The organism is Nannocystis sp. (assembly GCF_016714285.1).
In the GTDB taxonomy this organism is placed as follows: Bacteria; Myxococcota_A; Polyangia; order Nannocystales; family Nannocystaceae; genus Nannocystis.
Genome location: NZ_JADJNN010000014.1, coordinates 26,182 through 50,175, shown reverse-complemented (window position 1 = coordinate 50,175; position 23,994 = coordinate 26,182). Strand labels below are relative to the sequence as shown.

Here is a 23,994-nt window from a genome sequence, read left to right as displayed (position 1 = left end):
CGGGTCGCGCCGGGTCAAGCCGAGCGCATGGCGTCACGCTATTTCGTGTAGGTGCCGCCGCTGCCATCGCGCAGCGTCACGAGGTTCGTGCACGAGTTCTTGAACACCGAGTATTGATCGGAGAGCAGCGGGCCGACCGTCGACGGATCGATCGTCAGTGCGACCGAGTTACCCGTGATGACGAAGGTCGCGTCGCCGCCGATCGACGAGTTCCCGCAGCTGACCGGATCTCCCTGGGGGTTGAAGCAGTTGGCCAGCGTGTGCGCCTTGTCCGGAGCCTCGAAGCTCACCTGCCCCTGCCAGCTGTCGACGACCGGCGTCTTCCACGTGCCATAAAGCTCGCTCGCGGCGACGGCGTAGGGGTTGTCGACGCAAGGCGCCGGGCCCCCGGCGCTGGCGAAGCCGAGGCAGAAGATTGCGAGCAGTCGTCGGTGCATCATGGAGAATCCCCCATCGATTGGGCCACGGATGCGCCGAGCCGGCAAGCGGCGCGGCCGGCAAAGGCTGCACCGCGCCAGCGCTCGCTTTGGGCCGCTCAGCGAGCCAGCATCCCCCGTGGTCAGCGATCCGGGTGTTTCTCCACCGCGAACGACAGCTCGATCGTCGCCCTCGCCGCGTCGCGCACCGTCCGCGGGGTCACCTCGACGCGCTCCCCGCGGGCCTCGTAGTACAGTTTCAGGCGCGCCACGTCGTCGGCGACCGCGCTGCGGGCATACGCCTGGCCCGCCCGCGCCTGCACCACCTCGGCGAGCAGCTGCGCCTCGATCGCCGCCGCGATCCCGGTCGTGTGCAGCGCCGCAAACGTATACACCCGGCCCTCGTCGATGACGAAGGTCAGCGGCAGCGCGCCGTCGGCCGCGCCCCCCTCCTCGACCATCACCCGCGCGTCGAGCATGCCACGCGAGCGATACGCCGCGAGCAGGCGCTCGCACGCCTCCCGGGCCCGCGCCCGGACCAGGGGGCGACCCGCGAGCAGGCTGTGGACCTCGCGGCGCTCCGCCTCCAGCGCCTTGCCCTGCCCGCGAAAGTTCACGGCGGCGACGCGCCGCTGCGGCCCCGCGTCGACCGTGATCCGCAGGCGCACATCGCCGGTCGGCAGCGCCAGGGCGGCGTGATCCACTCGACATTCGCTGTGCCCCTGATTCACGTACTCCTCGCGCACCAGGCGGGTGATCGCATGGACCCGGCGGATATCGAGGGGAGCGTCCGGGTTCAACGAATTGGCGACGAGCTCCGCGGCCACGCCCCGATCGTCGCCCACAAACACGACCTCACGCAGACGCGGCCGCTCGCGCACTGCATATAACAACAGCAGCCCGCGCGCCGTCGCTTGCCCATACGCCGCGACATCGTCGAAGCGGCCGAGCCCGTACAGCAGCGCCAGATCCTCGCGCACCCGCGTCGGGTCGAGCGGCTCACCCGCCTGCACCTGCAGCGAGCGCTCGGCGCTCGCGCGCGACTCGAGGCTGACCCCGAGCACACACACCCTGGCGATCGCCGTCCCCCAAAACCCGTCCGGCGGAGCAACTGTGGCCTCTGCGAGCGCTTCAGGACAGGGAACCTGCGTCGACACCGGCGGCGCCGCCTTCGGCGGGATCAGCGGGCCACGGCAGGCCAGCAGGCCCAGGCACGCCGACAGCAGCCCCGTGTACCCCCGCATTCAGCGGACCTCGATGAACGCCCGACTGCGCAGCGCCTCGACCAGGATCCGCCGCTGCGCGGCATACGCGGCAGTATGGCTCGCCTCGTCCGGAAAGAGATAGGGGTCCATCGCCTCCGTGTGGCTGATCAACCACTTCTGCTCGAGGAGATAGCTTCGCAGCTGCGCCTCGTATTCCTCGTAGCTCATGCCCGCTCGTCGGATCTGCGCCTCGAGCCCGGCGCTGTCGATCCCATTCATGTCGCGGACCATCGCCAGCGCCCCGGCGAGCTCGGCCTCGGTCACGGCGATGTGCAGGCGCGCCGCGTCGGCGGCGATGAGCGCCTCCTCGATCATCTGCGCGAGGACCTCCCGCTCCAGCGCCTCGCGCTCCGCCGGGCCCGCGTCCGCGTGCTGGGTCAGCTGCGGCCGGGCGCGCGCGATCACCTCGCTGCGGAAGATCAGCGCGTCATCGACGATCGCCGCGATCCCGTCGATCGGCGCCACCCCCTCAAAGGCCGGCGCCGCCAGCAGCAGCGCCAGCGTCAGCGCCTGGATCACAGCCCCATCTGCTTGGCGATGATGATCTTCATGATCTCGTTGGTGCCCGCGTAGATCCGCTGCACCCGCGCGTCCATGTAGGCGCGCGCAATCGGGTACTCGAGCATATAGCCATACCCGCCGTAGAACTGCAGGCAGGTGTCGACCACCCGCCCCACCATCTCGGTGTGCCACAGCTTGGCCATCGAGCACTCCTTCACCAGGTATTCGCCGCGCATGTGCTCCTCGACCAGGCGGTCGAGGAACACGCGCCCGATCTCCACCTCGGTCGCGCACTCGGCCAGCTTGAACTGCGTGTTCTGGAACTTGGCGATCGGCTTGCCGAAGGCCTTGCGGTCCTGCACGTACTTCAGCGCGTCCGCGAGGACCACCTCCGCGGCCGCCTGCGAGCCCGCCGCGACCACCAGGCGCTCCTGCTGCAGCTTCTGCATCAGCATCAAGAAACCACCGCCGGGCGGGCCGAGCATGTTGTCGGCCGGCACCCGGCAGTCCTCGAAGGCCAGCTCCGAGGTGTCCTGCGACGCCATGCCCATCTTCTTCAGCTTCTTGCCCTTGTGGAAGCCCGGCGTGCCCGCCTCCACCGCGAACAGCGAGAGGTTCTGGTGCGGGTTATCCCCGGACTCACTGCGCGCCGCCACCACGCATAGATCGCAGAGGATCCCGTTGGTGATGAAGGTCTTGGCGCCGTTGAGCACATAGTGATCGCCGTCGCGGCGCGCCGTGGTCGCGATCGCGGCCAGGTCGGAGCCGGTGCCTGGCTCGGTCATGGCGATCGCCGTCACGATGTCACCCGACACACAGCCCGGCAGGTAGCGCCGCTTCAGCGACTCGCTGCCGAAGCTCGCCAGGTACGGCACCACGACGTCGCTGTGCAGCGAGATCGCAAGGCCCGACTCGTAGACCCGCGCCTGCTCCTCCATGATCACCAGCGAGTGCAGGAAGTCACCGCCCGGGCCGCCGTCCTGCTCGGGCAGCCACGGGCACAGCAGCCCGGCCGCGCCGGCCTTGCGCCACACCTCGCGGTCGACGATCCCCGCCTCGGCCCAGCGCTCCTGGTGCGGCACCACCTCGCGGGCGAAGAAGGCGCGGACGCTCTGGCGGAAGATCTCGTGCTCGGGGGAGAAGAGGGTGCGTTTCATGGCTCAGAGATACGGCGCGACGACGTTCTCCAGATCGGCGCCGAACACCGCGCCAGTCTGGCGGCGGACCAGCCCGCCATCCTTGTATACACAGAGCAGGGGGATCCCGCGCACGTCGAGCGCACGCGCGAAGCCCTGGTGCTCCTCCGTGTTGAGCTTGACCACGATCAGCGCCCCCGCGTGGCGCAGCGCCAGCGCCTCCACGTGCGGCGCGAGCTGGCGACACGGCCCGCACCACGGCGCCCAGAAGTCGACCAGCACCGGCACCGGCGACGACTCGATCAGCCGCTGCAGCGCCGCGTCATCGACCTCCGCCGGATGGGCCGAGAGCCGGCCGCTGCAGCGGCCGCACTTCGGCCCCTCGCGCAGGCGTTCGGCCGGGATGCGGTTGATCGCCCCGCAGGCGGCGCAACGCAGGTGCAGCTTGTCGGCCATGCGGGAGCACGCTATGCCCGCGCCGCGCCGCTGACAAGGCCCCCGGGCGCGCCAGCCTTGCGTCCCGCACGATCGGCCTTAAACCCTCGCAGCCATGACCGCCCACGCCCTCGACACACTCGGCCCCTTCAAGGTGCCGTGGCTGACCGGCGAGCGCCGCGTCCGCGTGTATGTGCCGCGGCCCCTGGCGCCCGGCGCCCGCCTGCCGGTGCTCTACATGTTCGACGGGCAGAACATCTTCGACGACGGCCCCTCGTTCTGCGGCGGCTGGCACCTGCACGAGACCGCCGCCGCCCTGGCCGCCCGCGGTCGCACCATGCCGGTCATCGTCGGCATCGATCACGGCGGCCCGCGCCGCATCGACGAGCTCTCCCCATTTCGCTGCCGCATGAGCCGCGGCCAGCTGCCGCGCCTGATCACCTGGATGCGCAAGACCCTCATGCCGCGGATCCAGCTCGACTACCCCGTGCGCAGCGACCTCGCCGGCACCGCGATCGGCGGCGCCTCGCTCGGCGGCCTCGCGGCCCTGCACACGCACCACCGCCACCCGGATCTGTTCGGCGCGGCGCTGGTGATGTCGCCGTCGCTGTGGCTCGCGCGCGGCAAGATGTTCCGCGAGCTCGGCAAGCACGGCCGCCCGTGGACCACGCGGATCTACCTCGACGCCGGCGCCAAGGAGCCCCGCATGCTGCGCGACGCGGCCCGCCTCGCCGACGAGCTCCACCGCCGTGGCCACGGCGCGCACGACCTGCTGTGGCGCCCCGACCCGCAGGGTCGCCACGGCGAAGCCTGCTGGCGCCGCCGCGCCCCGGCCGCGCTCGAGTTCCTGTTCTCACCCGACCACGCCCGCGAGCGCGCCGCCTGAAACCTCGGTGTGGGCAATCACGATTGCCCACACATCGCCACGCGCCACGACCCGGGCCTAAAACGTCGAGGCCAACAGCCACGCGAGCCCGCGAGCCCTCGCATCCGCGCCCGTGCGATCGACCACGTGAGACCGTCGAGCTCGCCGCCGCGTTGCAGCCGGCATGTCGCGTCTGCCTCGCCTCGCCCTGCTCGCCGCGCTCCTCGGACTCGCCGCACCCGCGACCTCCGCCGACGCTGGCGACTTCGCCGCGAAGCAGCGCCGCTATCCGCGGGTCAAGGCCGCCGCCGCCGACCGCCTCGCCGCCGTCGAGACCAGCTTCCGCGACGTCGGGGCCGCCTGGCCCCCGCGCGGTGTGTACATTCGCGGCTTCAAGACCGAGGGCCAGGTCGAGCTGTGGGCCGCCACCGCGAAGCCGGACGAGGCCTGGGTCCTGGTCCGCAGCTTCGAGGTCTGCGCCGCCAGCGGAGCGCTCGGTCCCAAGCGTCGAATGGGCGACCTCCAGGTCCCCGAGGGCTTCTATCATGTCAGCCTCTTCAACCCCGTCAGCGACTTCCACCTGTCGCTGGGGGTCAGTTACCCCAACGCAGCCGACCGCTTTCACAGCCGCGGCCACGCGCCCGGCAACGCGATCATGGTCCACGGCAATTGCGTGACGATCGGCTGCCTCCCGCTGCAGGACGGCCCGATCGAGGATCTCTACCTCGCCGCGATGATGGCCCGCGACGCCGGCCAGCAGACGATCCCGATCCACATCTTCCCCTGTCGCCTCGACGAGCAGAGCTGTCAGGATCAGCTCGCCACCCTCGCCGCCACGCGCCCCGACCTCGCCGACTTCTGGGCCGGCCTGCGCCCCGGCTACGACGCCTTCACCGACACCGGCACCCCGCCGGTCGTGCGGGCCAACCGCGACGGCAGCTACACTCTCGTCCGTCCGCGCACCCGCAGCTGAGCCGCCGCTGAGCCCCGCTGCCACACGGCAAGCTCGTCCCTCCGCGCACCCGCAGCTAAGTCACCACGCCCCGCCGCTGAGCCCCGCCGCAAGCTCGTCCCTCCGCGCCCGCAGCTGAGCCGCCGCGCCTCACCCGTGCACCCGTCTGCACGCCGCAGCCGCGAGCCCGCGAGTGGTCGGCACACACCCCGCTGGTTTATCCTCGCGCCGTGTCTCGTTCGCCCCTGTCCCTCTCCTGCGCGCTGCTCGGCGGCGTCACGCTCACCGCCTGCCTGAACCCGGGCGGCACCGACCTCAGCACGACCGCCGGCAGCACCGGCGCCAGCGACAGCGCCAGCGACACCGGCACACCGACCACCGGCGACACCACCGGCGAGCCGCCGATCGACGAGCCACCGCCGGCCCAGGAGTGGCCCACCCTCGACTGCGACCCGTTAGTCCCCAGCTACTGCGCCTTCCCCTTCCCCTCCAACGTGTTCACCGCCGCCGACGCAGCCAGCCCGACCGGCCGCCGCCTGGCCCTCAGCGACACCCTGATCCCCGACGGCCGCAAGAACGCCAGCGGCCCGCCCGACGTGTGGAACAAGGCCGACGGCTTCTCGCCCGGCCTCGCTATGATGGCCCACCTCCCCGGCGCCACGATCACCGGCCTGCCCGATCCGCTGCATATCGCCGACTCGCTCGCCGGCGACTCGCCGACCGTGCTCATCGACGCCGCCACCGGCGAGCGCGTGCCCCACTACGCCGAGCTCGACGCCTCGCACGCCGACGACGCCCGCCGCACCTTCGTGATCCGCCCGGTCATCCGCCTGAAGGACGCCACCCGCTACATCGTCGCGATCCGCGGGGTCGTCGACGCCGCCGGCGAGCCGCTCGCCCCCTCGCCCGCCTTCCAGGCCCTGCGCGACCTCCAGCCCCTCAGCGACGAGCCCTCCGTCGACGCCCGCCGTCCGCTCTACGCCGACATCTTCAAGCGCCTCGGCAAGATCGGGGTCGGCCGCGACGACCTCCAGCTCGCCTGGGACTTCACCACCGCCAGCCGCGAGCACAACACCGCCGGCATGCTCAAGATGCGCGACGAGGGCCTCGCCATGGTCGGCCCCGACGGCCCCGCCTTCGAGATCACCAAGCTCACCGCCGACCCGAGCCCCGAGATCGCCCTGATCGTCGAGGGCATGATGACGGTGCCGAGCTACCTCGATCAGCCCGACCAGCCCGCCCACCTCGTGCTCGGCAAGGACGGCCTCCCGACCCAGAACGGCACCGCCGAGTTCGTGTTCACCGTCGTCATCCCCGCCAGCGCGCGCATGGCCCCCGCCGCCGCCCTGCAATATGGCCACGGCCTGCTCGGCTCCGGCGGCGAGGAGATCCAGTACGACTACCGGGTCGCCTTCGCCAACCAATACAACTACGCCCTCTTCGCCGTCGACTGGATCGGCATGGCCGAGAGCGACTACCTGCATATCGCCGACCTCGTCGACAAGGGTCGCCTCAACGACTTCATCACCGTCGTCGACCGCGGCCAGCAGGGCATCCTCAACAGCCTGCTCGCCATGCGCCTCGTCACCGGCGGCCTCGCCAAGCACCCCGACCTCCAGGCCAAGAACGGCCCGATGATCAAGAGCGACGAGCGCTACTACCACGGTAACAGCCAGGGCGGCATCTTCGGCACCACCTACATGGCCCTCACCACCGACGTCGAACGCGGCATGCTCGGCGTGCCCGGCATGCCGTACAGCCTGCTGCTCAACCGCAGCAAGGACTTCGACGAGTTCTTCGTCCTGCTCAAGAACGCCTTCCCCGACCCGATCGACCTCCAGCTGGTGCTCGGCCTGTACCAGATGCTGTGGGACCGCACCGAACCCGCCGGCTACGCGCCGTATGTCCGCACCAACAACCTGCCCGGCACGCCAGCCCACGAGGTCCTGATCGAGGTGGCGATCGGCGATCATCAGGTCAGCACCCTCGGCGCCCACATCCTCGCCCGCACGATCGGCGGCGTCCCCAACCTCGCCCCGAGCAACCGCACGATCTGGGGCCTCGACGAGCTCATGGGCCCGCTGCAGGGCTCGGCCATGATCGAGTACGACTTCGGCCTCGCCCCCGAGCCCACCCAGAACATCCCGCCCGACGACGGCGAGGACCCGCACGGCAAGGTCCGCAAGCTCGCCAGCGCCCAGAAGTCGCTCGATCAGTTCCTGCGCACCGGCACGATCGAGTCGTTCTGCGACGGCCCCTGCGACCCGGAGTGAAGCCGACGCCGGCGCTTGCGCGGCGCCAGCGTTTGCTCGAAGCTCGGCAGATGCGCATGCATCTGCTGGTCGCCGCCACCCTCGCCGCCGCCGGCTGCAGCGAAGTCTCCACCGGAGACTGCGACGCCATGCAGGAGGACTTCACGCTCGACCCGCAGATCACCGCGGCGAGGCTGAAAGAGCTGCTCACCGAGTTCGGCGCGACCGACCCCGCCGAGCTCGACTGCGACGCCGTCTGCACGAGCCTCTACCGTCGCGGTGACAAGAGCAGCTGGGAGGTCATCGTCACGAGTTGCACGCTCAGCATCGCCGACGATGCGATGGGTGACCCCGCGGGCACCATCGCCTGCGACGGCGAGGCCGCCGAGTATTACTGCCTCGGCCGCCGCCCCCTCGGCCACATCGAACATTCACTCGCCGATGCCGGACTGCCCACATTCCTCGCCCACTGCGCCCGCCTCGAGGCCGCCTCCGTGCTCGCCTTCTCCCAGCTCGCCGAGCGCCTGCAGCTCTGGGGCGCCCCCGCGGCGCTGATCGCCCGCTGCCGCCAGGCCGCCGCCGAGGAGGCGAGTCACGCCGAGATCCTCGGCGCCCTCGCCCGCGAGGCCGGCGCGACGGTCCTACCCGCGACCCAGCACGACATCCCCGTCGACATCGCCGCCGCCGCCCGCGACAACGCGATCGAGGGCTGCGTGCACGAGGCCTGGTCCGCCCTCAGCTGCGCCGTCACGGCCCGCGGCGCCGCCACCCCGGCCCTGCGCGCCGCCTTCGCCCGCCTCGCCGCCGACGAGGCCGGGCACGCCCAGCTCGCCTGGGATCTACACACATGGTTCTTGGGACAGGTCACCACATACCAGCGCAGCGAGATCGTCGCGGCCCAGCGCGCCGCGATCGCCGGCCTGCCCGCCCTCGCACGCGCCCAGTCCCGCGCCGCCCCGCCCGCCCTCGCCCTGCCCGACGGCCGCCTCGCGACCCGCTTCGCTATTGGCCTCGCCCGCGCCGCCTGATCGCCACGCATCCGACCACTCCCGGACCCCGCCTGATCATCATGCATCTACCCACTCCCGGACCCCGCCTCGCCTGCGCCCTCGCCACGCTCCTCGCCTGCGGCCCCGCCATCGGCCCCGGCCCGGAGACCAGCGCGACCACCGACGCGAGCACCACCCAGACGGTCGCTAGCACCAGCGGCGCCTCGACGAGCGACACCACCAACCCCACCACCACCGCCACGCCGACCACCGATCTGAGCACCACCGACGCACCCGCGAGCACCAGCACCTCTGCCACCACCGACGCCGAGACCGGCGCCGACCCGCTGTGCGAGGGCGCAGGCATGACCTCGCTGCCCGGCGTCACGATCGAGTTCCCGCCGCAGGACTGCAGCTTCACCCTCGCCGAGGCCGCCGCCGGCCTCGGCATCGACTTTACTGTCACGATCGCCGACCCCGTCGACAAGGTCACACCATCCCCCGGCGACGCCGGCGGCTGCGAGCAGCCCGGCCCCAGCGGCCTGATCCTGTTCGCCGAAGTGCTCGGCAACGACCAGCACTACTGCATCTGCGACCAGGGCCTGTGCCCACCGGGCGGCACCGCGATCACCCTCGCCGCCGGCATGTACCCCGGCACTTTCATGTGGACGGGGGAAAACTGGAGCGGCCCCTCGGACACCAACAACCCGAAGGGCCCACCCTTCCCGCCCGGCACCTACGAGCTGCGGATCGTCGCGCGCGGCCAGTGGCTGCCCTTCGGCGAGCCCCAGCCCTTCGAGGTCCTCGGCACCTTCCCGATCACGCTGACGCCCTGACACCCTCGCCTCAAGGCCGCGTCGCGCATGTCCATGCAGCCATGCCGTCGCAGCGTCGCAGTGTCGAGGTCCCAGGCCGCGTCGCCGAATACCGCCCGCAGCCCGTACAGCGCCGCGTAGGCGAAGCCCGCGCTCATCGGGATCGTCAGCACCCACGCCAGCACGATGTTGCCGGCCACGCCCCAGCGCACCGCCGACAGCCGCTTACTCGCGCCGACGCCCATGATGCACGCGCTGATGCAGTGCGTCGTCGACACCGGCACGCCGAAGGCGCTCGCGGTGAGGATCGTCGCCGTGCCGGCGGTCTCGGCCGCGAAGCCCTGCAGCGGGGTGATGCGGATGATCTTGGCGCCCATCGTCTTGATGATGCGCTTGCCGCCCGCCATCGTGCCGAGCCCGATCGCCGCGGCGCAGGCGAGGATCACCCACTGCGGCACGTCCTTGCCATCGGGCAGCATCCACGCCGGCATCGCCGCGTGCCCGGCCGCGATGTAGGCCACCAGCGCGAGGGTGATGATGCCCATCGCCTTCTGTGCGTCGTTCGACCCGTGCGAGAAGGCCATCGCGCAGGCCGAGACCAGCTGCAAGCGTCGCGAGCCGCGCTGCACCGCCGCCGGTCGCATGCGCCGGACCAGCCACAGCAATCCGACCATGAACAGGAACGCGATCGTGAAGCCGGCCAGCGGCGAGGCGATCAGCGGGATCAGCACCTTGGTGCCGAGCGTGCCCCAGTTGAACGCCGACAGCCCCGCGTGAGCGACCACCGCGCCCGCGAGCCCGCCGATCAGCGCGTGCGACGAGCTCGACGGGATCCCGTACCACCAGGTCAGCAGGTTCCAGATGCTCGCGCCGATCAGCGCCGCCAGCACCACCACCTGGGTCACGATCGCCGCGTCGGCGAAGCCCGCCGCGATCGTCTTGGCCACCGCCGTGCCGGTCATCGCCCCCGCGAAGTTGAGGATGCCGGCCAGGATCACCGCCGTGCGCACCGGCAGCACCCCGGTCGACACCACCGTGGCGATCGCGTTGGCCGCGTCGTGGAAGCCGTTGATGTAGTCGAAGATCAGCGCGGCGATGATCACCGCGATGAGCAGCCCGAGCATGCTAACCATGCTTCACCGCGAGATTCTTGAGCCGCTCGGCGACCGTCTCGCACCTGTCGATCGCGCTCTCCAGGTCCTCCAGCACCTCCTTGTCGCGCAGCAGCACCTTGGCGTCGATGTCAGGGTCGTGGAACAGCGCCCCGACCGCGTTGCGAAACACTTGATCGCCCTTCTTCTCGTGGTCCTTGATCACCCGCCCGGCCGCGATCAGGGCCGCGTAGTCGTGCCGGCGCAGCGCCGGCAGGGCCTCACGGATCACCCCCGCCATCACCACCAGGAGCTCCATCAAGGCGACCATCGGCGGGGTCGGCTTCGGCACCCCGAACAGCACGAAGGTCCGCGCCGTCAGGTTGATCAGGTCGACGATGTCGTCGATCGAGGCGCACAGTAGCTGGATGTCCTCGCGGTCGATCGGCGTGACGAACACCCGCGCCAGCTGCTCCTCGGTGTCGTAGACGATCGCGTCGGCCTTGTGCTCGATGTCCTGGACCAGCTCACGGATGCGCTCGGCCGAGTCGCCCTTCCCGAACTCCGCCAGGGCCTTCGCCGCCTCCTCGAGCAGCACGCCCTGCTGCTCGATCAACGTGTAGAACACGTCCTCTCGCGGCAGGATCCATCGGATGACGTCTTGTAGGCCCATGGGCGCTTCTCCGCGCGGGACCCTATCCGACCCCCCCTGTGCCTGTCCATCACGGGATCGCGCGGCCACCGCGCGGAGCCTTCGTGGCATCCTGACGCCATGTTCAGCGGCACCGCCCTGGTCGCCTCGCTGCTGCCCATCCTGTACGTGGGTGGGCTGCTGACCGCGGGCTTCGCCGTGAGCCTGCTGCTGCGCCGGATCTCCCACGTCGGCGCCTTCCGCCAGCTCCACCCGTGGATCCCGCTGCTGCACATCGCCGTGTGGGGCCCGATCGTCTTCATCCTCGAGGGCCGCCTGGTCCCCGACTTCGACGGCCCCCGCGCCCTCGGCCGCGCCCTCGGCCTGGTCGTGCTGGCGATCGCCGCCCTGCCCTGGCTGCGCAACGTCTTCCACGGCCTCGTGTTCGCCCTGGAGCTGCGCTACCACATCGGCGACGACCTCCAGGTCGGCCTGGTCAAGGGCCGCGTCGTCGCCCTCGGCGTCCGCGCCCTCACCCTCCGCGCCCCCGACGGCACCGACGCGATCGTCCCCTACGAGCGCTTCACCAGCGAGACCGTCATCCGCCTCAACGTCGTCTCGCGCGACACCCCCTGCGAGATCGAGGTCGAGATCCCCGCCGACCTCGAGCCCGCACGCGCCACCCTGCTCGCCCGCCAGGCCGCCGCCCTCAGCCGCTTCGCCTCACCCCGCGTCGCGCCCGAGGTCTACCTCGCCCCGCTCCACGGCAGCGTCACCCGCCTGTGCCTGCGCATCCGCGGCTTCCTGTTCGACCGAGAACACGAGGAGCGCTACCGCAGCGACGTCGTCGAGCGCCTGCACGCGAGCTTCACCGCAGCCAATCACAGCGCCAACCACGGCGCCAGCCACGACGAGCCCCGCGACCACGCCGGCCTCTAGCCCCTGAGCACCCGCGGCCATGCGCATCGCAGCCCTGTCCGACTTTCACATCGGCGCCCACGGTTACATGGACGAGTTTCGCCACCGCGAATCCGCCTTCCTCGCCTTCCTCGACCAGCTCGAGGGCAGCCACGATCGCATCATATTGGTCGGCGACATCTACCAGACCGAGCACGCGCTGCTGCCCGGCCGCCGCGTCGCCGCGGCCGAGCTGGCCCGCGCGAGGGCCCGCGTGCCCGCGCTGTGCGAACGCCTGCGCGGCCCGCAATATCACTACATCCACGGCAACCACGACGCCGTCGCCGGTCCCGAGCTCGGCGCCCCCGAGACCCTGGAGATCAGCGCCGACGGCTATCGCGTCCTGTTCATCCACGGCCACCAGTTCGACCCCGTGTTCCAGCGGGCCCGCGCCGCCGCCCAGGCAGCCACCTGGTTCACCGGCCGCCTGCGCCGCGCCGGCCTGCGCCCGCTCGCGCAGTGGTTCGAGGGCCGCGACGTGGCGATCAAGCACCGCCGCTTCGGCCACATCGACGGCCCCTACGCCCGCGCCGCGCGGGCCCTCCTGCGCGAGCACGCGGCCGACCTCGTCGTCATGGGCCACACCCACGTGCCGCACCTGCACCGCTTGCCCGAGGGCCGCATCGTCAACACCGGCTCCTGCGCTCGCGGCCGCCGCACCCACGTCACGATCGACACCGCCGCCCGCAGCGTCGAGATCCACCGCGCATAGTTTCCTGTTAGCGTGCCCGGATGCCCCCCAGGACAGGATCACCCCCGGTCCCCCGCACGCACGCCGTCCTCGGCCTCACCCTGTTCGCCACGATCGCCCTGCCGATCACCCAGGGCGGCGAGAGCCTGCTCGACATCCTGCTGCCGCTGCTGCGCGAGAGCCCGCTCGGCGGCCTGACCGTCCTGGTGATGATCGCCTGCCCGCAGCTGTTCGGCCTCGCCGTCGCCGTCGGCCACCTGCTGCGCGACGAGCAGACCGCGATCCCCTTCGTCCAATTACCGATATCGGTGATGCAGGGCATGATCTTCCTGATCGGCGTCAGCCTGATCTCCGCGCCGAAGCCCGTCGCCGCGCTCAGCTTCATCGGCTTCGCATTCGTCAGCAGCGGCTATTACCTCTACGCCTCGGCCGAGGCCGCTGCCAGCGCGCGCGGCGGCCTCTCGCTGCGCTGGCTGGTCCGCTGGGGCGCGCTGCTCATCGCCGCCACCGGCCTGTGGCTGCGCATGCAGGCGCTGCGCGGGCTGCACATGGGCATCGCCCTCGACGTGGCGGTCGCCGCGGCCCTGCTGCTGCTCGCGCTCAATGCTCGCACTCCCGTCGCCGCGCGCCGGACGGCGTCGTAACGACGCAATCACGGCAGCGCGGGACGTATCATCGCAGTGTCGCCCGCGCTCACGGCTTGAGCGCCACGCACAGGCCGTTCTGGTTGTTCGCGGTGTTCCCCTGCACGCACCACTGGCCGTTCTGCGCCCCGCAGGCGCCGAGCCACTTGTTGCCCATGTACTGGAACACGCCATTGAGCGCGGGGCAGCCCGGGGGGGACTGCCCGTTGCAGGTGAACTGCGCCAGGCCCAGCATCGGGTTGCCGCACGACACCTCGTTGCCGGTCTGCGTGCAGATGTTGTCGTTGTAGGCGCAGGCGTCGACCGACTGGCACGGCGCCTTGAGGCCGCAGGCCTCGCAGGCGGCGCGGACGTTGTTGTCGGTCATCTGGCCGACGACGGGGACCTTGTAGTATTTCCAGCCGTTCCAGGTCGACACGAACACCGCCTGCGGACACGCCTGGCTCTTGCAGGTATTGCTGCACGCGTCGTTGTCGACCATATTGCCGTCGTCGCACTCCTCGACGCCGGCCTGCACGAAGCTATCACCGCACTTGGCGGTCTTGCAGCCGGTGACGCAGGCGTCGGTGTTGAGCATGTTGCCGTCGTCGCAGGTCTCGCCCGCGGCCATGTTCACAACCTTGTCGCCGCACATGGCCGGCGTGCAGTCCTTGTCGCAGGCCAGCGAATCGCCGCCGTCGTCGCAGGTCTCGCCGGCGGCCTTGTTGAGCAGCTTGTCGCCGCACATCGGCGCCGAGCAGTCGCTGTCGCAGGTCTTGGTCTCCAGCTTGTCGTCGCAGGTCTCGACGCCCATCTGGATGAAGCCATCGCCGCACTTGGCGTTGATGCACATGGCGCTGCAGGCGTCGGTGTCGTCCATGTTGCCGTCGTCGCACTCCTCGGGCGCCTGCACGATCTTGTCGCCGCAGGACGCCAGGGCGCAGGTGTTGCCGCAGGCGTCGTCGTCGATCATGTTGCCGTCGTCGCAGGCCTCGACGCCCACCTCGATCAGGCCGTCGCCGCAGGCGGCCGCCTTGCACACACCGACGCAGGCGTCGCTGTCGTCCTTATTGCCGTCGTCGCACTCCTCGACGTCGACCTGCACCGAGCCGTCGCCGCAGGTGGCGGCGACGCAAGTGCTGAGACAGGCGTCGGTGTCCTCCTTGTTCCCGTCGTCGCACTCCTCCATCCCGGCCAGCACGGCCCCGTCGCCACACTTGGCGACCACGCAGGTGCCGAGGCAATCGTCGGTGTCCTCCTTGTTGCCGTCGTCGCACTCCTCGGTCCCGGCCAGCACGGCCCCGTCGCCACACTTGGCGGCGACGCAGGTGCTGAGGCAATCGTCGGTGTCATCGGCGTTGCCGTCGTCGCACTCCTCGCCGTCGCCGACGGCGCCGTCACCACAGACATTGCCGCCCTCGGTGACGCCGCTGGTCGGCGTGGTCACGGTGACGGACACGGCGCCGCCAGTCGACTCACTCGCAGCGCTGGTGGAGCCCATCTCATCGGTGGTGACGGGCAGGGTCGTGAACCCGCTCGCGCTGACCTCCTCGCCCCCGCCGCAGGCGGAGGCGACGAGTCCGAGGGAGGCGAGCGCAAGCGTGAAGACGCGGGTGCGTAGGAGCATCCTGCGAGCCTCTCGCAGGTCCGTCAGCCCCGGCAAGGAGTAAGGTCGCTCCTGCGGCGGCCGGGCTTCTGTCCGGCCTCAAGGCCGCGCTGCCGCGCTGCACGACATCGCGGCGCCGATGGGTGGCCTGCAGCCCGCGGTCGGGCACGAGCGGCCTGGACAATCGAGCGCGCGATCCGCTAAAAAACCGCATGCCGCCTCGCCACATCCTGCTCGACAGCCCGGCCATGGGCCGCAAGGTTCACCTGTGGTGTTATGGCCACTTCGGGCCGCCGGTGATCGTGTTCCCGTCCGCCGCCGGCTTCGCCCACGAGTGGGATCGCCAGGGCATGCTCGAGGTGCTCGCGCCGCTGATCAACGGCGGCCGCGTCAAGCTCTACTGCCCCGAGAGCAACGTCTCCGAGGTGTGGACCGCCAAGGACAGCACGCTCGCCCAGCGCATGCGGCGCCACCAGGCCTACGAGCGCTTCGTCGCCGACACTCTGGTCCCCTTCGTCCGCGAGGACTGCCGCTGGCCGGACGCGCCGATGACCGCCGTCGGTTGCAGCCTCGGCGGCACCTACTCGGCCCTGTTCGCGCTCAAGGAGCCTGGCACCTTCAAGCAGGCCCTGTGCATGAGCGGCCGCTATCTCACCACCGAGCTGACCAACGGCGAGAACAGCCAGGAGCTGTACTTCAACAACCCGCTGGCCTTCCTGCCCGGCCTGCAGGGCGAGCACCTCGATCGCGTCCGCAAGAGCACGCACATCACCCTGGTGTGCGGCCAGGGCCCCTACGAGGAGGGTTGCATCGAGGAGACCATCGCCCTCGCCCGGCTCCTGCGCGACAAGCAGATCCCCAGCGAGGCCGATATCTGGGGCCGCGACTCGCGGCACGACTGGGACTACTGGAAGAAGCAGGTCGCCATGCACCTCCCGCGCCTGCTCGCGCGCATGTGAGGCCGGCATGAGCGAGGCCGGACGCGCCGCGTGGCTGGCCTGGAAGCTCCGGACCTTCGGCGATGAGAAGTCGATCTGGCACGACGGCCTCGGCGTCGAGCTCGTCACCCGCCTCCGCGGCGCCGCCCGGGCCGACGCGCTCGCCATGCTGCGTCAGGGCCTCGCGCTCGGCGACGTCCACGCCGCACGGGCGCTCGCGGCGATGGACGACCACGACTCCGCCGCGGCCGTGCGCGCCGCTCTCGATCGCAGCGCGGGCAACGAGCGCGTGTGGCTGGCCGTCACCCTGCACCAGAGGCACCGCGAGCCCGCGCTCGCCAGCCACCTGATCGCCGTCCTGCAGGCGATCGACCCGCAGCAGTCCTGGGGCGCCGGTCGCTTCGACGCCGCGATCGGCCTGCGCCACTTCGCCGGCCGGGACGCCGAGGCCGCCCTGCTCGTCGCCGTCGCCGACGCCCAGTACCTCGTCCGCTACCACGCCTGCGAGTCGCTGATCTTCCGCTGGAAGATCAAGCCGCCGTCGATCACCAAACACCCCGACATCTTCGCCGAGATCCGCGACGACGCCGGTGATCACGCCCTCGCCCGCGAGCGCCTGCGAGCGCTCGCCCGGCGCCGACCTATCGCTTGAGGCCGCGATACTTGAACTCGATCTCGAGCGGCTCATCGAGCGCCAGCAGGCGCTCGAAGTGGACCTCGCGGCCCTGCAGCGGCAGGCTCACCGGCACCGGCACCGCGCCGTCGCCCAGCGAGCCCGTGTTGGCCTGGGTCTGGGCCTGCTGATTCACCTCGGGGTTGGCGGTCTGCACATAATTCATGTCCTCCGCCGGGATCGGGTTCGATAGATACCGGACCTTGCGCAGCGTCCCATCGACCGTGAAACGGCGCACCTTGGCGTCGAGCGGCGCATACACGGTCCACGCCACGTAGGTGCTCGGCGCGTCGGGCCGCGGCAGCTCGGCCTTGAAGTCGCCGCGCCCACCGGCGCTGGGCGCCGCCCCGGCCTCGACGTACACGATCTCGACCTCGAAGGCCGCCAGCTCGCCGCCCGCGGCCTGCGAGCGGACCAGCGGCACCATCACCCGTGCGTCGCTGGCCCGCGCCGGCTGGACCGCGCGCCCGCCGACCGAGGCGCTCCACAGCTCGGCGCCCTTGGGCAGCGCCAGGCGCAGGAACTGGCGCCGATTGTTGCGGATCCTGTACTTCACCGAGGTCAGGCGCCGGCCCTCGCGGGTCCACATCGTCCGCGCCCGCGTCTCGTCGAGCAGCGTCACCAGCACGTCGACATCCTCGTGCTGCGACGCTGACAGCGGGATCGCAACCTCGCCCGCGAGGTACTTGTAGCCGAGCAGCACCGGCTGGCTCGTGATCCCGAGGATCGCCGCCGGCAGCGCGCGCACATCGACGGGCGTCGCGTTGCTGACCTCGCCGGCCTTGATCTCGAGGTTGCCGCGCGACTCGACGCCGACGAAGCCCTTGACCCGGTCGACCCCGACGGGCCCGGCGATCGGCGCGGCCAGGCCCTCCGCCTTCGGCCCGATCACCCGCTCCATCTCGAAGCGCAGCGGGTACACGCCCTTGGCCGCGTAGTTGAGCGTGACGTTGAGGTTGCCCTCCGGGTCGAGCTTCCAGTCGCGCACGCCGTTGCCGATCACGTCGAGCATCTGCATGCCCTTGGGGATCTTGAGCTGCAGGCGCTCCACGCCGGCGAACAGGATCGTGTAGTTCACCGTGGTCGTCGCCCGCATCAGGCCGTCGCCGAGCGCGACCAGCGTGTGCACCTCGGCGAACACCCGGGCGGCCTGCTGCGCCGCCTTCGGGATCTCGCGCTGCCAGCGGATCGCCAGCGAGCCGGTCGACGGCAGCGTCGCCTCGACCACCCGCTTCTCGCCGAGCACCTTGTCCGACTGCAGCTTGGCGTTGGTCACCGTGAAGTCGAGGTCGTCGCGCGCCGGCACCGACAGCTGCGTGGTCGTCGCGCCCGCCGGCACCAGCTGGAACTCGAGCCCGCTCGCGCCCTCGGCCGAGGTCACCGCGACCGCGAAGGTCAGGTCCAGCATCAGCGCCCCGCGCTGCTGCGTGACCAGCGTGTAGTAGCCGTTCTCGATCACCACGTCCGCCTCGGCCGCGCCGATCTTGGCCGACTCGAGCGCCACCGTGGCCGGCAGCACCGGCACCTTGACGAAGCCCTTGCTGCGCAGCACGTCGATCCGCAGCTTGGCGCTGAACACCGCCGCGTAGGGCTCGCCGTCCTTGAGCTGGACCTCGCCGACGTAGCGCGCCGACGAGATCGCAAAGTCGAGCGGCGCCTGCACCTCCTCGGCCCGGTTCTTCTCGTAGAGCTTGAGGAACTCGTCGAGCTTCATGATCACGCGCTCCGGCTCCTGGACGGCGCGGACGACGGGGCTGGCGAACACAACGGTGAGCAAGGTGGCGAGGCTGACGAGCGAGCTGCGCATGGCTGTCCTTTGGGTCATGTCGAACGATTCAGTCACGAGAAATGAGTGGTTCGCGGGCCGACACCTCGACCGCGTGGGCGGCGTCGGCCGGCAGCAGCAGGCGCTGATACAGCACCGCCTCGCCGATCGCCGGCACCACCACCGATAGCGCCGACGCGGTCACCACCGGCGCGGGCAGGCCCTGCGGCTCCGGCTTCTTCTCCGCCGGCCCGGCCGCGCCGACCGGCTTCGCCGGGTCCATCGGCTTCGGCGAGTCCGCGGTCATCGTGTCGCGCTTGCTGCGACGACTCGCGCGCGCCTGGCGGGCCCGCCCGAACAGGCCCCCGCGGCTCACGCCCGGCAGGCTGATGGTCTCGGCCACGATCGGCGCGGGCGCAGGCGGCGGCGTCAGCTGCGTGGCGTTGGCCCCGTCCACCTGGTACCGCGACTCGGCCCCGGTGGTACCCGCGAGGCGCACCCCCACCGCGTCCTTGGTGGCGGTGGACGTCACGTCGAGCACCGCCGTGAAGGAGCGGTTGGTGCCGCCGACCGGCAGGTCCACCGCGGCCGGCGTGGTCACAGCCGCCTGCTCCTCGGGCGGCATCTCGATCGGCTCCGGCGTCACGACCTCGCCGCCCCGCCCCTTCACGCCCTGCCCGGGCGACCGCACATTGCCCTCCCCCACGTCGGCCGACGTGACCGGGGCGTTGCGCGACTCGCTCGTCGGCGCCTCGTCGAGCTCGAACATGTAGCCGTCGCCGTCCTGGTCGCTCGCGCCGTTGCTCTCCTCGGCGTCGCGCGGCGGCGTCTTGTTGTCGCTGACCGGTCGCCCGCCATCATCGTCGCCGAAGCTGCTCGTCGGCGTCGACTTGCTCGCGCCCCCGGCCTTGCCCTTGAACCCGAACTTGCGCCGGCTCTTGCTCGCGACCTGGACCTGGCGCACCGCCCTGGCCTCCTTCTTGGTCACCTCGAGCTCGCTCTGCAGCGCCGCGTTGACGCTCGACTGCTCGACCGACTCGCGCTGCTCGAGCTTCGCCAGCTTGTCGCCGACCTCGAGCGCCTTGCGATACTGGCTCTCCGCGGCCTTGTAGTCGCCCGCCTGCCGGCTCTTCTCGGCCTCCTGCTGCAGCGCCTGCACAGCGACCTGGTCGTCGACCGCCCGCGCCCGCGCCTGCTCGCGGATCCGCCGGTTCACGCTCTCGTCCTGCTTGCCGGCGTTGGCCTTGCCGTCCTTCTCCTTGCCCGAGATGAGGTCGAGGTTGCCCTGCAGGCGCTCGATGTTCTCGTTCTTCGCCCCCAGCGCGCGCAGGCGATCGAGGTCCGCCTGGGCCTTGTCGAAGTCGTTGCCGAGCCAACCTTTCACCGCGCTCTGGAACAGCGCGTCGGCCTCGGCCGCCCCGACCTCGCCGACCCCGAGCCCGTAGTGGATGCCCTCGCCGCGGGTGAACGCCGCCACCACTTCGCCCTCGCCCGGCTTCAGCCGCGAGCGATAGCCCGGCGGCAGGTGCAGCGTCACCCGCGTCACCGCCACCGGCGCGTCGAGCCGCGGCAGCGGCAGCTCCCGCTTCTCCCGCCGCGCCCACGCGCCCGCGGCCGCGTCGCCGAGCAGCGCCACCTCGACCGGGAACGACAGCAGCCCCGACACCGTGTCGACCGACCGCTGCAGCGGCACCCGCCACGCCCCGTCGCGGTCGCGGGCGATCACCGCCGTCTCGCCGGCCACCCGCACCCCGAGCACCGAAAACCCTGAGGCGGGCGGATCTTCAGCGACGCCGCCCGCTCGTTGCGGACCTCGTAGTGCGCCCGCATCAGCGCCCGCCCCTCGCGGCTGGTGGCGATCGTGTAGGCCGCGACATCGACCACCACCGGCGGCCCCTCGATCGGCACGAAGCGCAGCAGCTCGAGCTCCCCGCCGACCCCGCCGCCGCTGGCGATGAACGCCGCCGTCGGCGTGCCCTCGACCAGCCCCTGACCCCACACCGGCAGCGCCGCCGCCGAGCTCGGGGTCCACCCCGTCGCCGTCGGCACGGCCTCGACCTCGCCGTCGCGCGCGAGCTGCAAGCTGGTCTCGGCCCGGAACACCTCGTCGAAGCGGATCTGCGGCAGCGCCACCCGCGACTCGGTCGCCTTGCCGATCGCCGCGCTCCAGCGCAGCTCGAGCTCGAGCCGCGTGCTCACCGGCGCCTGCAGCTCGACCCGTATTGTCTCGCCATTGCGTTGCACGGCCCGCACGCCGGGCCCGGTCACCTCGGCGTCCGCCGGCAGCCCCGGCGCCGCGAACTGCACCGCCGACACCGCCCCGCGCCGCAGCTCCCACACCAAACGCCCGCGCCCGCGCAGCTCCGCGTCGCCGACCGTCAGCCCGAGCCCCGCCCGCGCGACCACTACCGCCGCCGCGTCCCCGGGCGCCGCCGGAGCTGCCCCAAAGGACAGGTCAAGCTGCCCCGCCGCGGTGAGGAAGCGCAGCGGCACGTCACCCGCCGGCCCCTGCGGCGCCGCAGCTGCGCCCGCAGCATCGGCACCTGCACCCGCACCCGGCGCACCCGCACCGGCACCCGCACCCGTACCACCTCGCGCCGCACCACCTCGCCTGCGCGTCGGCGCAGCCACGGCCCTCGGCGCCTGCCGCTCGAGCGGCGTGGCCTCGCCCGGCGCCTGCAGCAGCGGCACCAGCCCGGCCGGCGCGCTCGCCTCGAGCTCCCCGCGCACGGCCGGCAGCAGCAACAGCCGCAGCGCCGCGCGCACCGGGTCGCCTGGCACGAACGCGACAACCTCGATCGTCGCCTGCCCGCTCACCTGCCCGGTCACCGTCACCCCCTCCGAGCCCACCGCCGTCGCCGCGGCCCGCCCGTCCCACAGCACCGACTCGACCCGCAGCCCCGGCATGTCCCCGAGGACCTGTCCCGAGAACCATGCCCTCGGGGACAGGGAGCGCAGGGTCCAGCGCGCGCGCAGCAGCACCCCGTCGGCGACCGGCGTCACGCTCACGACCCGGGCGGCCGCCCACGCCGGGACCGTCACCTCGGCCGGGCTGTGGCGCAGCGCCTCGAAGCTCGGCCGATCGAGCTCGACCCAGTTCGGCGCGGGGGCCAGCGCCAACGCGATGATCAGCGGCAACACGCCCGCGGACGCTCGCACAAACCACGGCACAGGGGAACCGGACCGCGATCTTTGCCGCCCCCAGGGCCGCAGCTCCGCGCAGAACGGCGTGCGCCCGCGACCGCCACGACCGCCCCGCGCCCGCGAGCCAATGCGAAGGTCGGCGCCGCGTCACCGCGACCCGCCGCGCGACACGAACGCGAAGCCCCGCTACGCAAACACCGCCCGGAACGCCCCCGCGAAGCGCCGCGCCGCCTCGCCGTCGACCGGACCCCCTGCGCGCCCGTCGGCCCGCAGCGCGCTGCCCACGATCACCCCGTCGCACGCCCCCGCCAGCCCCGGCAACCCCTCGACCGTCGCCCCACTCGCGACCAGCACCGACGCCCACCCGGCCGCCGCCCGCACCGACTTCAGCCGCTCCAGGTCGACCGCCTCGCCGGTCCCGCTGCCGGTCACCAGCACCGCGTCGGCCAGCGCCCGCTGCACGAGGTCGCGGGTCTCCTCGCCGAGCTCGCGTGCCGCCAGCGGGGCCGAGTGCTTGACCGCCACGTCGGCCCAGATCTCGACCCCGTCGCCGCCGAGCTCGCGCCGCAGTCGCAGCAGCTCCGCCGCGCGCCCCTCGATCACCCCCTGGTCGGTCACCCGCGCCCCCGACAGCACGTTGACCCGCACGCAGCTGGCCCCCACCGCGATCGCGATCGCCAGCGCCGCGGCGGCGTCGTTGCGCAGCACGTTGATCCCGAGCGCCAGCTGCGGGCACGCCTCGCGCACCGCCAGCGCGCAGGCCGTCATCGCCGCGATCGTGATCGCCGGCACCGCGCCGCGGAAGAACGGCGCGTCGCCAAAATTCTCGACGATCACCAGGTCGAAGCCCGCCGCCACCAGCAGCCGGGCGTCGCGCGCCGCGGCCCGGGCGATCGCCCCGGCCCCATCGCTCGCGCGCGGGCTGCCAGGCAGCGGAGGCAGATGCAAGACGCCGCACAGGCGCGGCCGATGAGTCGCAGTCATGGGCGCGATCCTACCCCAGAAGCTCCGCGAGCGACCGCCCCCGATCGCCTGATACCCTGGACCGCGATGATGAAGTCGCGTGCCACCACCTGGTTGTCGCTGTCACTGTTCGCGTGCACGCCGGCGGAGCCCCCGACGCCCCCACCCTCGCCCGCACCCTCGCAAGCTCCCACCCCCGCGCCCGTGGCAGCCGCGCCCGCCGAGCCCGTGCCCGTGCACGCCGCTCCCGCGTGCAGCTACGTCGCCGAGCCCCCGACCCTGCTCCCGGCGCTGGTCCCCACCGACCCTGCCCGCGCCTGCCGCAAGCCGACCACCAAGGCACGATCGACCCTGCACGCCGAGATCCGCAAACAGTGGCACCGCAGCTGGCCCGCCGGGCGCCTGGAGATCCGCGACGGCTGCGACCGCCTCGACGAGCAGCTGGACTCCGTCGTATTCGCCAGCAGCAGCGGCCACGGCGGCTCGCTCACCCTCGGCAGCCTCGATCGCCAGGCCGACGGCGACTATGTCCTGGTCCTGCTCGCCTACAACCATTATCAGCGGGACCGCCAAAACGCCGAGAAGGACCCCTACGCCGAGGATTCGGCCGGCACGCTGCATATCTACCGCGGCGCGGTCAAGGCGAAGAAGGTGACCCCGCTGCTCGCTCGCCTGCGCGCCGCGGCCCACGTCGAGATCGAGGAGCACGAGCCACCCCCCAAGCCGGGGACAGGCTTCTCCAGCCAAGGCACCGGCAGCTCCCATGATTACCACCTCGCCCTGCGCCTCGGCGATCACGGCGGACACGGCGTCGAGCGCCACTTCGCCGGCTACGAGCGCAGCGGACCGGACCAGCAGGACGGCGTCCCCCTGCTGATCGCGCAGACCGCCCTCCAGACCCTCATCGAGGCGGTCAGCGACGATCCCAGCGCTGGCGCCGTCGACCCCAGCGACCGGTCCGCCCGCGCCGTGTTCGCCCGCCTGTTCTGGCAGGCCCACGCGCGCGGCGAGGACTACGGCTATTGGTATGTGCGCGAGCGAATGCTCGGGATGGCCGCGCTGCTGGGCTCCGCCCAGCATATGCCCGCCCTGCTCGCGCAGCTCGCCCCCGGGAAGAAGGAGCCGTCGGCCGCCCGCAGCGAGGTCCTCGCCCTCAACGCGATCGCAGCGATCACTGGTTTCGACCTCCGCCACGACCCCGCGGGCGCCCCCCGCGAGGTCGCCACCGTCGCCGCCGAGACCCTCGCCGCCTGCGCCCGCAAGTGACGTGGGCCAACTGCCCCATG

23 protein-coding genes are annotated in these 23,994 nt (G+C 71.8%); 11 read left to right on the top strand and 12 right to left on the bottom strand.

Translation table 11 applies throughout. The features are described 5' to 3' along the window. Positions 1-38: 38 nt before the first annotated feature. The 5 genes from IPJ59_RS23545 to IPJ59_RS23525 all read right to left on the bottom strand — a co-directional run bounded on the left by IPJ59_RS23545 (position 39) and on the right by IPJ59_RS23525 (position 3,774). Positions 39-440, bottom strand: a complete 402-nt coding sequence (locus IPJ59_RS23545) for a hypothetical protein (RefSeq protein WP_293273384.1) — start codon at positions 438-440, stop codon at positions 39-41. 119 nt (positions 441-559) lie between these two features. After that, on the bottom strand, positions 560-1,660 hold the full coding sequence (locus IPJ59_RS23540; RefSeq protein WP_293273383.1) for a POTRA domain-containing protein: 1,101 nt from the start codon (positions 1,658-1,660) through the stop codon (positions 560-562). Then, positions 1,661-2,200 (bottom strand): SurA N-terminal domain-containing protein, encoded by a 540-nt coding sequence (locus tag IPJ59_RS23535; protein WP_293250671.1) that lies wholly within the window; start codon positions 2,198-2,200, stop codon positions 1,661-1,663. It abuts the gene before it with no gap. Next, positions 2,197-3,339 (bottom strand): acyl-CoA dehydrogenase family protein, encoded by a 1,143-nt coding sequence (locus IPJ59_RS23530; protein WP_293250668.1) that lies wholly within the window; start codon positions 3,337-3,339, stop codon positions 2,197-2,199. The genes IPJ59_RS23535 and IPJ59_RS23530 overlap by 4 nt, the downstream gene beginning before the upstream one ends. Positions 3,340-3,342: 3 nt before the next feature. Then, positions 3,343-3,774: a thioredoxin family protein gene (locus IPJ59_RS23525; protein ID WP_293273382.1), complete on the bottom strand. Its 432-nt coding sequence runs from the start codon at positions 3,772-3,774 to the stop codon at positions 3,343-3,345. Between the two features lie 94 nt (positions 3,775-3,868). On the opposite strand from IPJ59_RS23525, the gene IPJ59_RS23520 reads away from it, so the two are divergent. The 5 genes from IPJ59_RS23520 (at position 3,869) to IPJ59_RS23500 (ending at position 9,647) form a co-directional block, all read left to right on the top strand. Then, entirely contained in the window at positions 3,869-4,639 is a 771-nt protein-coding gene (locus IPJ59_RS23520; RefSeq protein WP_293250662.1) for an alpha/beta hydrolase, read from the top strand. Positions 4,640-4,802: 163 nt separating this feature from the next. Next, positions 4,803-5,591: a L,D-transpeptidase family protein gene (locus tag IPJ59_RS23515; RefSeq protein ID WP_293273381.1), complete on the top strand. Its 789-nt coding sequence runs from the start codon at positions 4,803-4,805 to the stop codon at positions 5,589-5,591. A 209-nt stretch (positions 5,592-5,800) separates the two neighbouring features. Then, positions 5,801-7,843, top strand: a complete 2,043-nt coding sequence (locus IPJ59_RS23510; RefSeq protein WP_293273380.1) for a hypothetical protein — start codon at positions 5,801-5,803, stop codon at positions 7,841-7,843. 50 nt (positions 7,844-7,893) lie between these two features. Continuing rightward, the gene (locus IPJ59_RS23505) at positions 7,894-8,850 is read left to right on the top strand and encodes a ferritin-like domain-containing protein (protein ID WP_293273379.1); all 957 of its coding nucleotides are present in this window, start codon (positions 7,894-7,896) and stop codon (positions 8,848-8,850) included. A gap of 41 nt (positions 8,851-8,891) precedes the next feature. Continuing rightward, complete coding sequence (locus tag IPJ59_RS23500) at positions 8,892-9,647, top strand: hypothetical protein (RefSeq protein ID WP_293273378.1); 756 nt, start codon at positions 8,892-8,894, stop codon at positions 9,645-9,647. Here IPJ59_RS23500 and IPJ59_RS23495 read toward each other — a convergent pair. Then, positions 9,548-10,750 (bottom strand): inorganic phosphate transporter, encoded by a 1,203-nt coding sequence (locus tag IPJ59_RS23495; protein ID WP_293273377.1) that lies wholly within the window; start codon positions 10,748-10,750, stop codon positions 9,548-9,550. The two genes, IPJ59_RS23500 and IPJ59_RS23495, sit on opposite strands and share 100 nt — an antisense overlap. 1 nt (position 10,751) lies before the next feature. Further along, on the bottom strand, positions 10,752-11,390 hold the full coding sequence (locus IPJ59_RS23490) for a DUF47 domain-containing protein (protein ID WP_293250643.1): 639 nt from the start codon (positions 11,388-11,390) through the stop codon (positions 10,752-10,754). 99 nt (positions 11,391-11,489) lie between these two features. Between IPJ59_RS23490 and IPJ59_RS23485 the strand changes: the two genes are divergently transcribed. The 3 genes from IPJ59_RS23485 to IPJ59_RS23475 are packed head-to-tail and all read left to right on the top strand — an operon-like array spanning position 11,490 to position 13,640. Further along, positions 11,490-12,287 carry a mechanosensitive ion channel domain-containing protein gene (locus IPJ59_RS23485; RefSeq protein ID WP_293273376.1) on the top strand — a complete coding sequence of 266 codons (798 nt, stop codon included), beginning with the start codon at positions 11,490-11,492 and terminating at the stop codon, positions 12,285-12,287. Positions 12,288-12,306: 19 nt separating this feature from the next. Further along, positions 12,307-13,017 carry a metallophosphoesterase family protein gene (locus IPJ59_RS23480; RefSeq protein ID WP_293273375.1) on the top strand — a complete coding sequence of 237 codons (711 nt, stop codon included), beginning with the start codon at positions 12,307-12,309 and terminating at the stop codon, positions 13,015-13,017. 20 nt (positions 13,018-13,037) lie between these two features. Continuing rightward, positions 13,038-13,640, top strand: coding sequence for a hypothetical protein (locus IPJ59_RS23475; protein ID WP_293273374.1), 603 nt, complete (start codon positions 13,038-13,040; stop codon positions 13,638-13,640). Between the two features lie 49 nt (positions 13,641-13,689). Here the strand turns inward: IPJ59_RS23475 and IPJ59_RS23470 are convergent, their stop codons facing one another. Next, the gene (locus tag IPJ59_RS23470; RefSeq protein ID WP_293250631.1) at positions 13,690-15,246 is read right to left on the bottom strand and encodes a DUF4215 domain-containing protein; all 1,557 of its coding nucleotides are present in this window, start codon (positions 15,244-15,246) and stop codon (positions 13,690-13,692) included. A gap of 191 nt (positions 15,247-15,437) precedes the next feature. Between IPJ59_RS23470 and IPJ59_RS23465 the strand changes: the two genes are divergently transcribed. Next, a complete protein-coding gene (locus tag IPJ59_RS23465; protein WP_293250628.1) occupies positions 15,438-16,184 on the top strand; it encodes an esterase family protein in 747 nt (248 codons plus the stop codon). Between the two features lie 7 nt (positions 16,185-16,191). Continuing rightward, on the top strand, positions 16,192-16,815 hold the full coding sequence (locus IPJ59_RS23460) for a hypothetical protein (protein ID WP_293273373.1): 624 nt from the start codon (positions 16,192-16,194) through the stop codon (positions 16,813-16,815). Here IPJ59_RS23460 and IPJ59_RS23455 read toward each other — a convergent pair. The 4 genes from IPJ59_RS23455 to IPJ59_RS23440 all read right to left on the bottom strand — a co-directional run bounded on the left by IPJ59_RS23455 (position 16,805) and on the right by IPJ59_RS23440 (position 22,729). Next, positions 16,805-18,643, bottom strand: coding sequence for a hypothetical protein (locus tag IPJ59_RS23455; RefSeq protein ID WP_293273372.1), 1,839 nt, complete (start codon positions 18,641-18,643; stop codon positions 16,805-16,807). The two genes, IPJ59_RS23460 and IPJ59_RS23455, sit on opposite strands and share 11 nt — an antisense overlap. Positions 18,644-18,671: 28 nt before the next feature. Next, positions 18,672-20,360, bottom strand: a complete 1,689-nt coding sequence (locus IPJ59_RS23450; protein WP_293273371.1) for a hypothetical protein — start codon at positions 20,358-20,360, stop codon at positions 18,672-18,674. Then, positions 20,324-21,742 carry a hypothetical protein gene (locus IPJ59_RS23445; protein ID WP_293273370.1) on the bottom strand — a complete coding sequence of 473 codons (1,419 nt, stop codon included), beginning with the start codon at positions 21,740-21,742 and terminating at the stop codon, positions 20,324-20,326. The genes IPJ59_RS23450 and IPJ59_RS23445 overlap by 37 nt, the downstream gene beginning before the upstream one ends. Before the next feature lie 189 nt (positions 21,743-21,931). Continuing rightward, positions 21,932-22,729, bottom strand: a complete 798-nt coding sequence (locus tag IPJ59_RS23440; RefSeq protein ID WP_293250616.1) for a BtpA/SgcQ family protein — start codon at positions 22,727-22,729, stop codon at positions 21,932-21,934. Between the two features lie 66 nt (positions 22,730-22,795). Here IPJ59_RS23440 and IPJ59_RS23435 point away from each other — a divergent pair, with 66 nt between their 5' ends. After that, positions 22,796-23,974, top strand: a complete 1,179-nt coding sequence (locus IPJ59_RS23435; protein WP_293273369.1) for a hypothetical protein — start codon at positions 22,796-22,798, stop codon at positions 23,972-23,974. Positions 23,975-23,994: the final 20 nt, after the last annotated feature.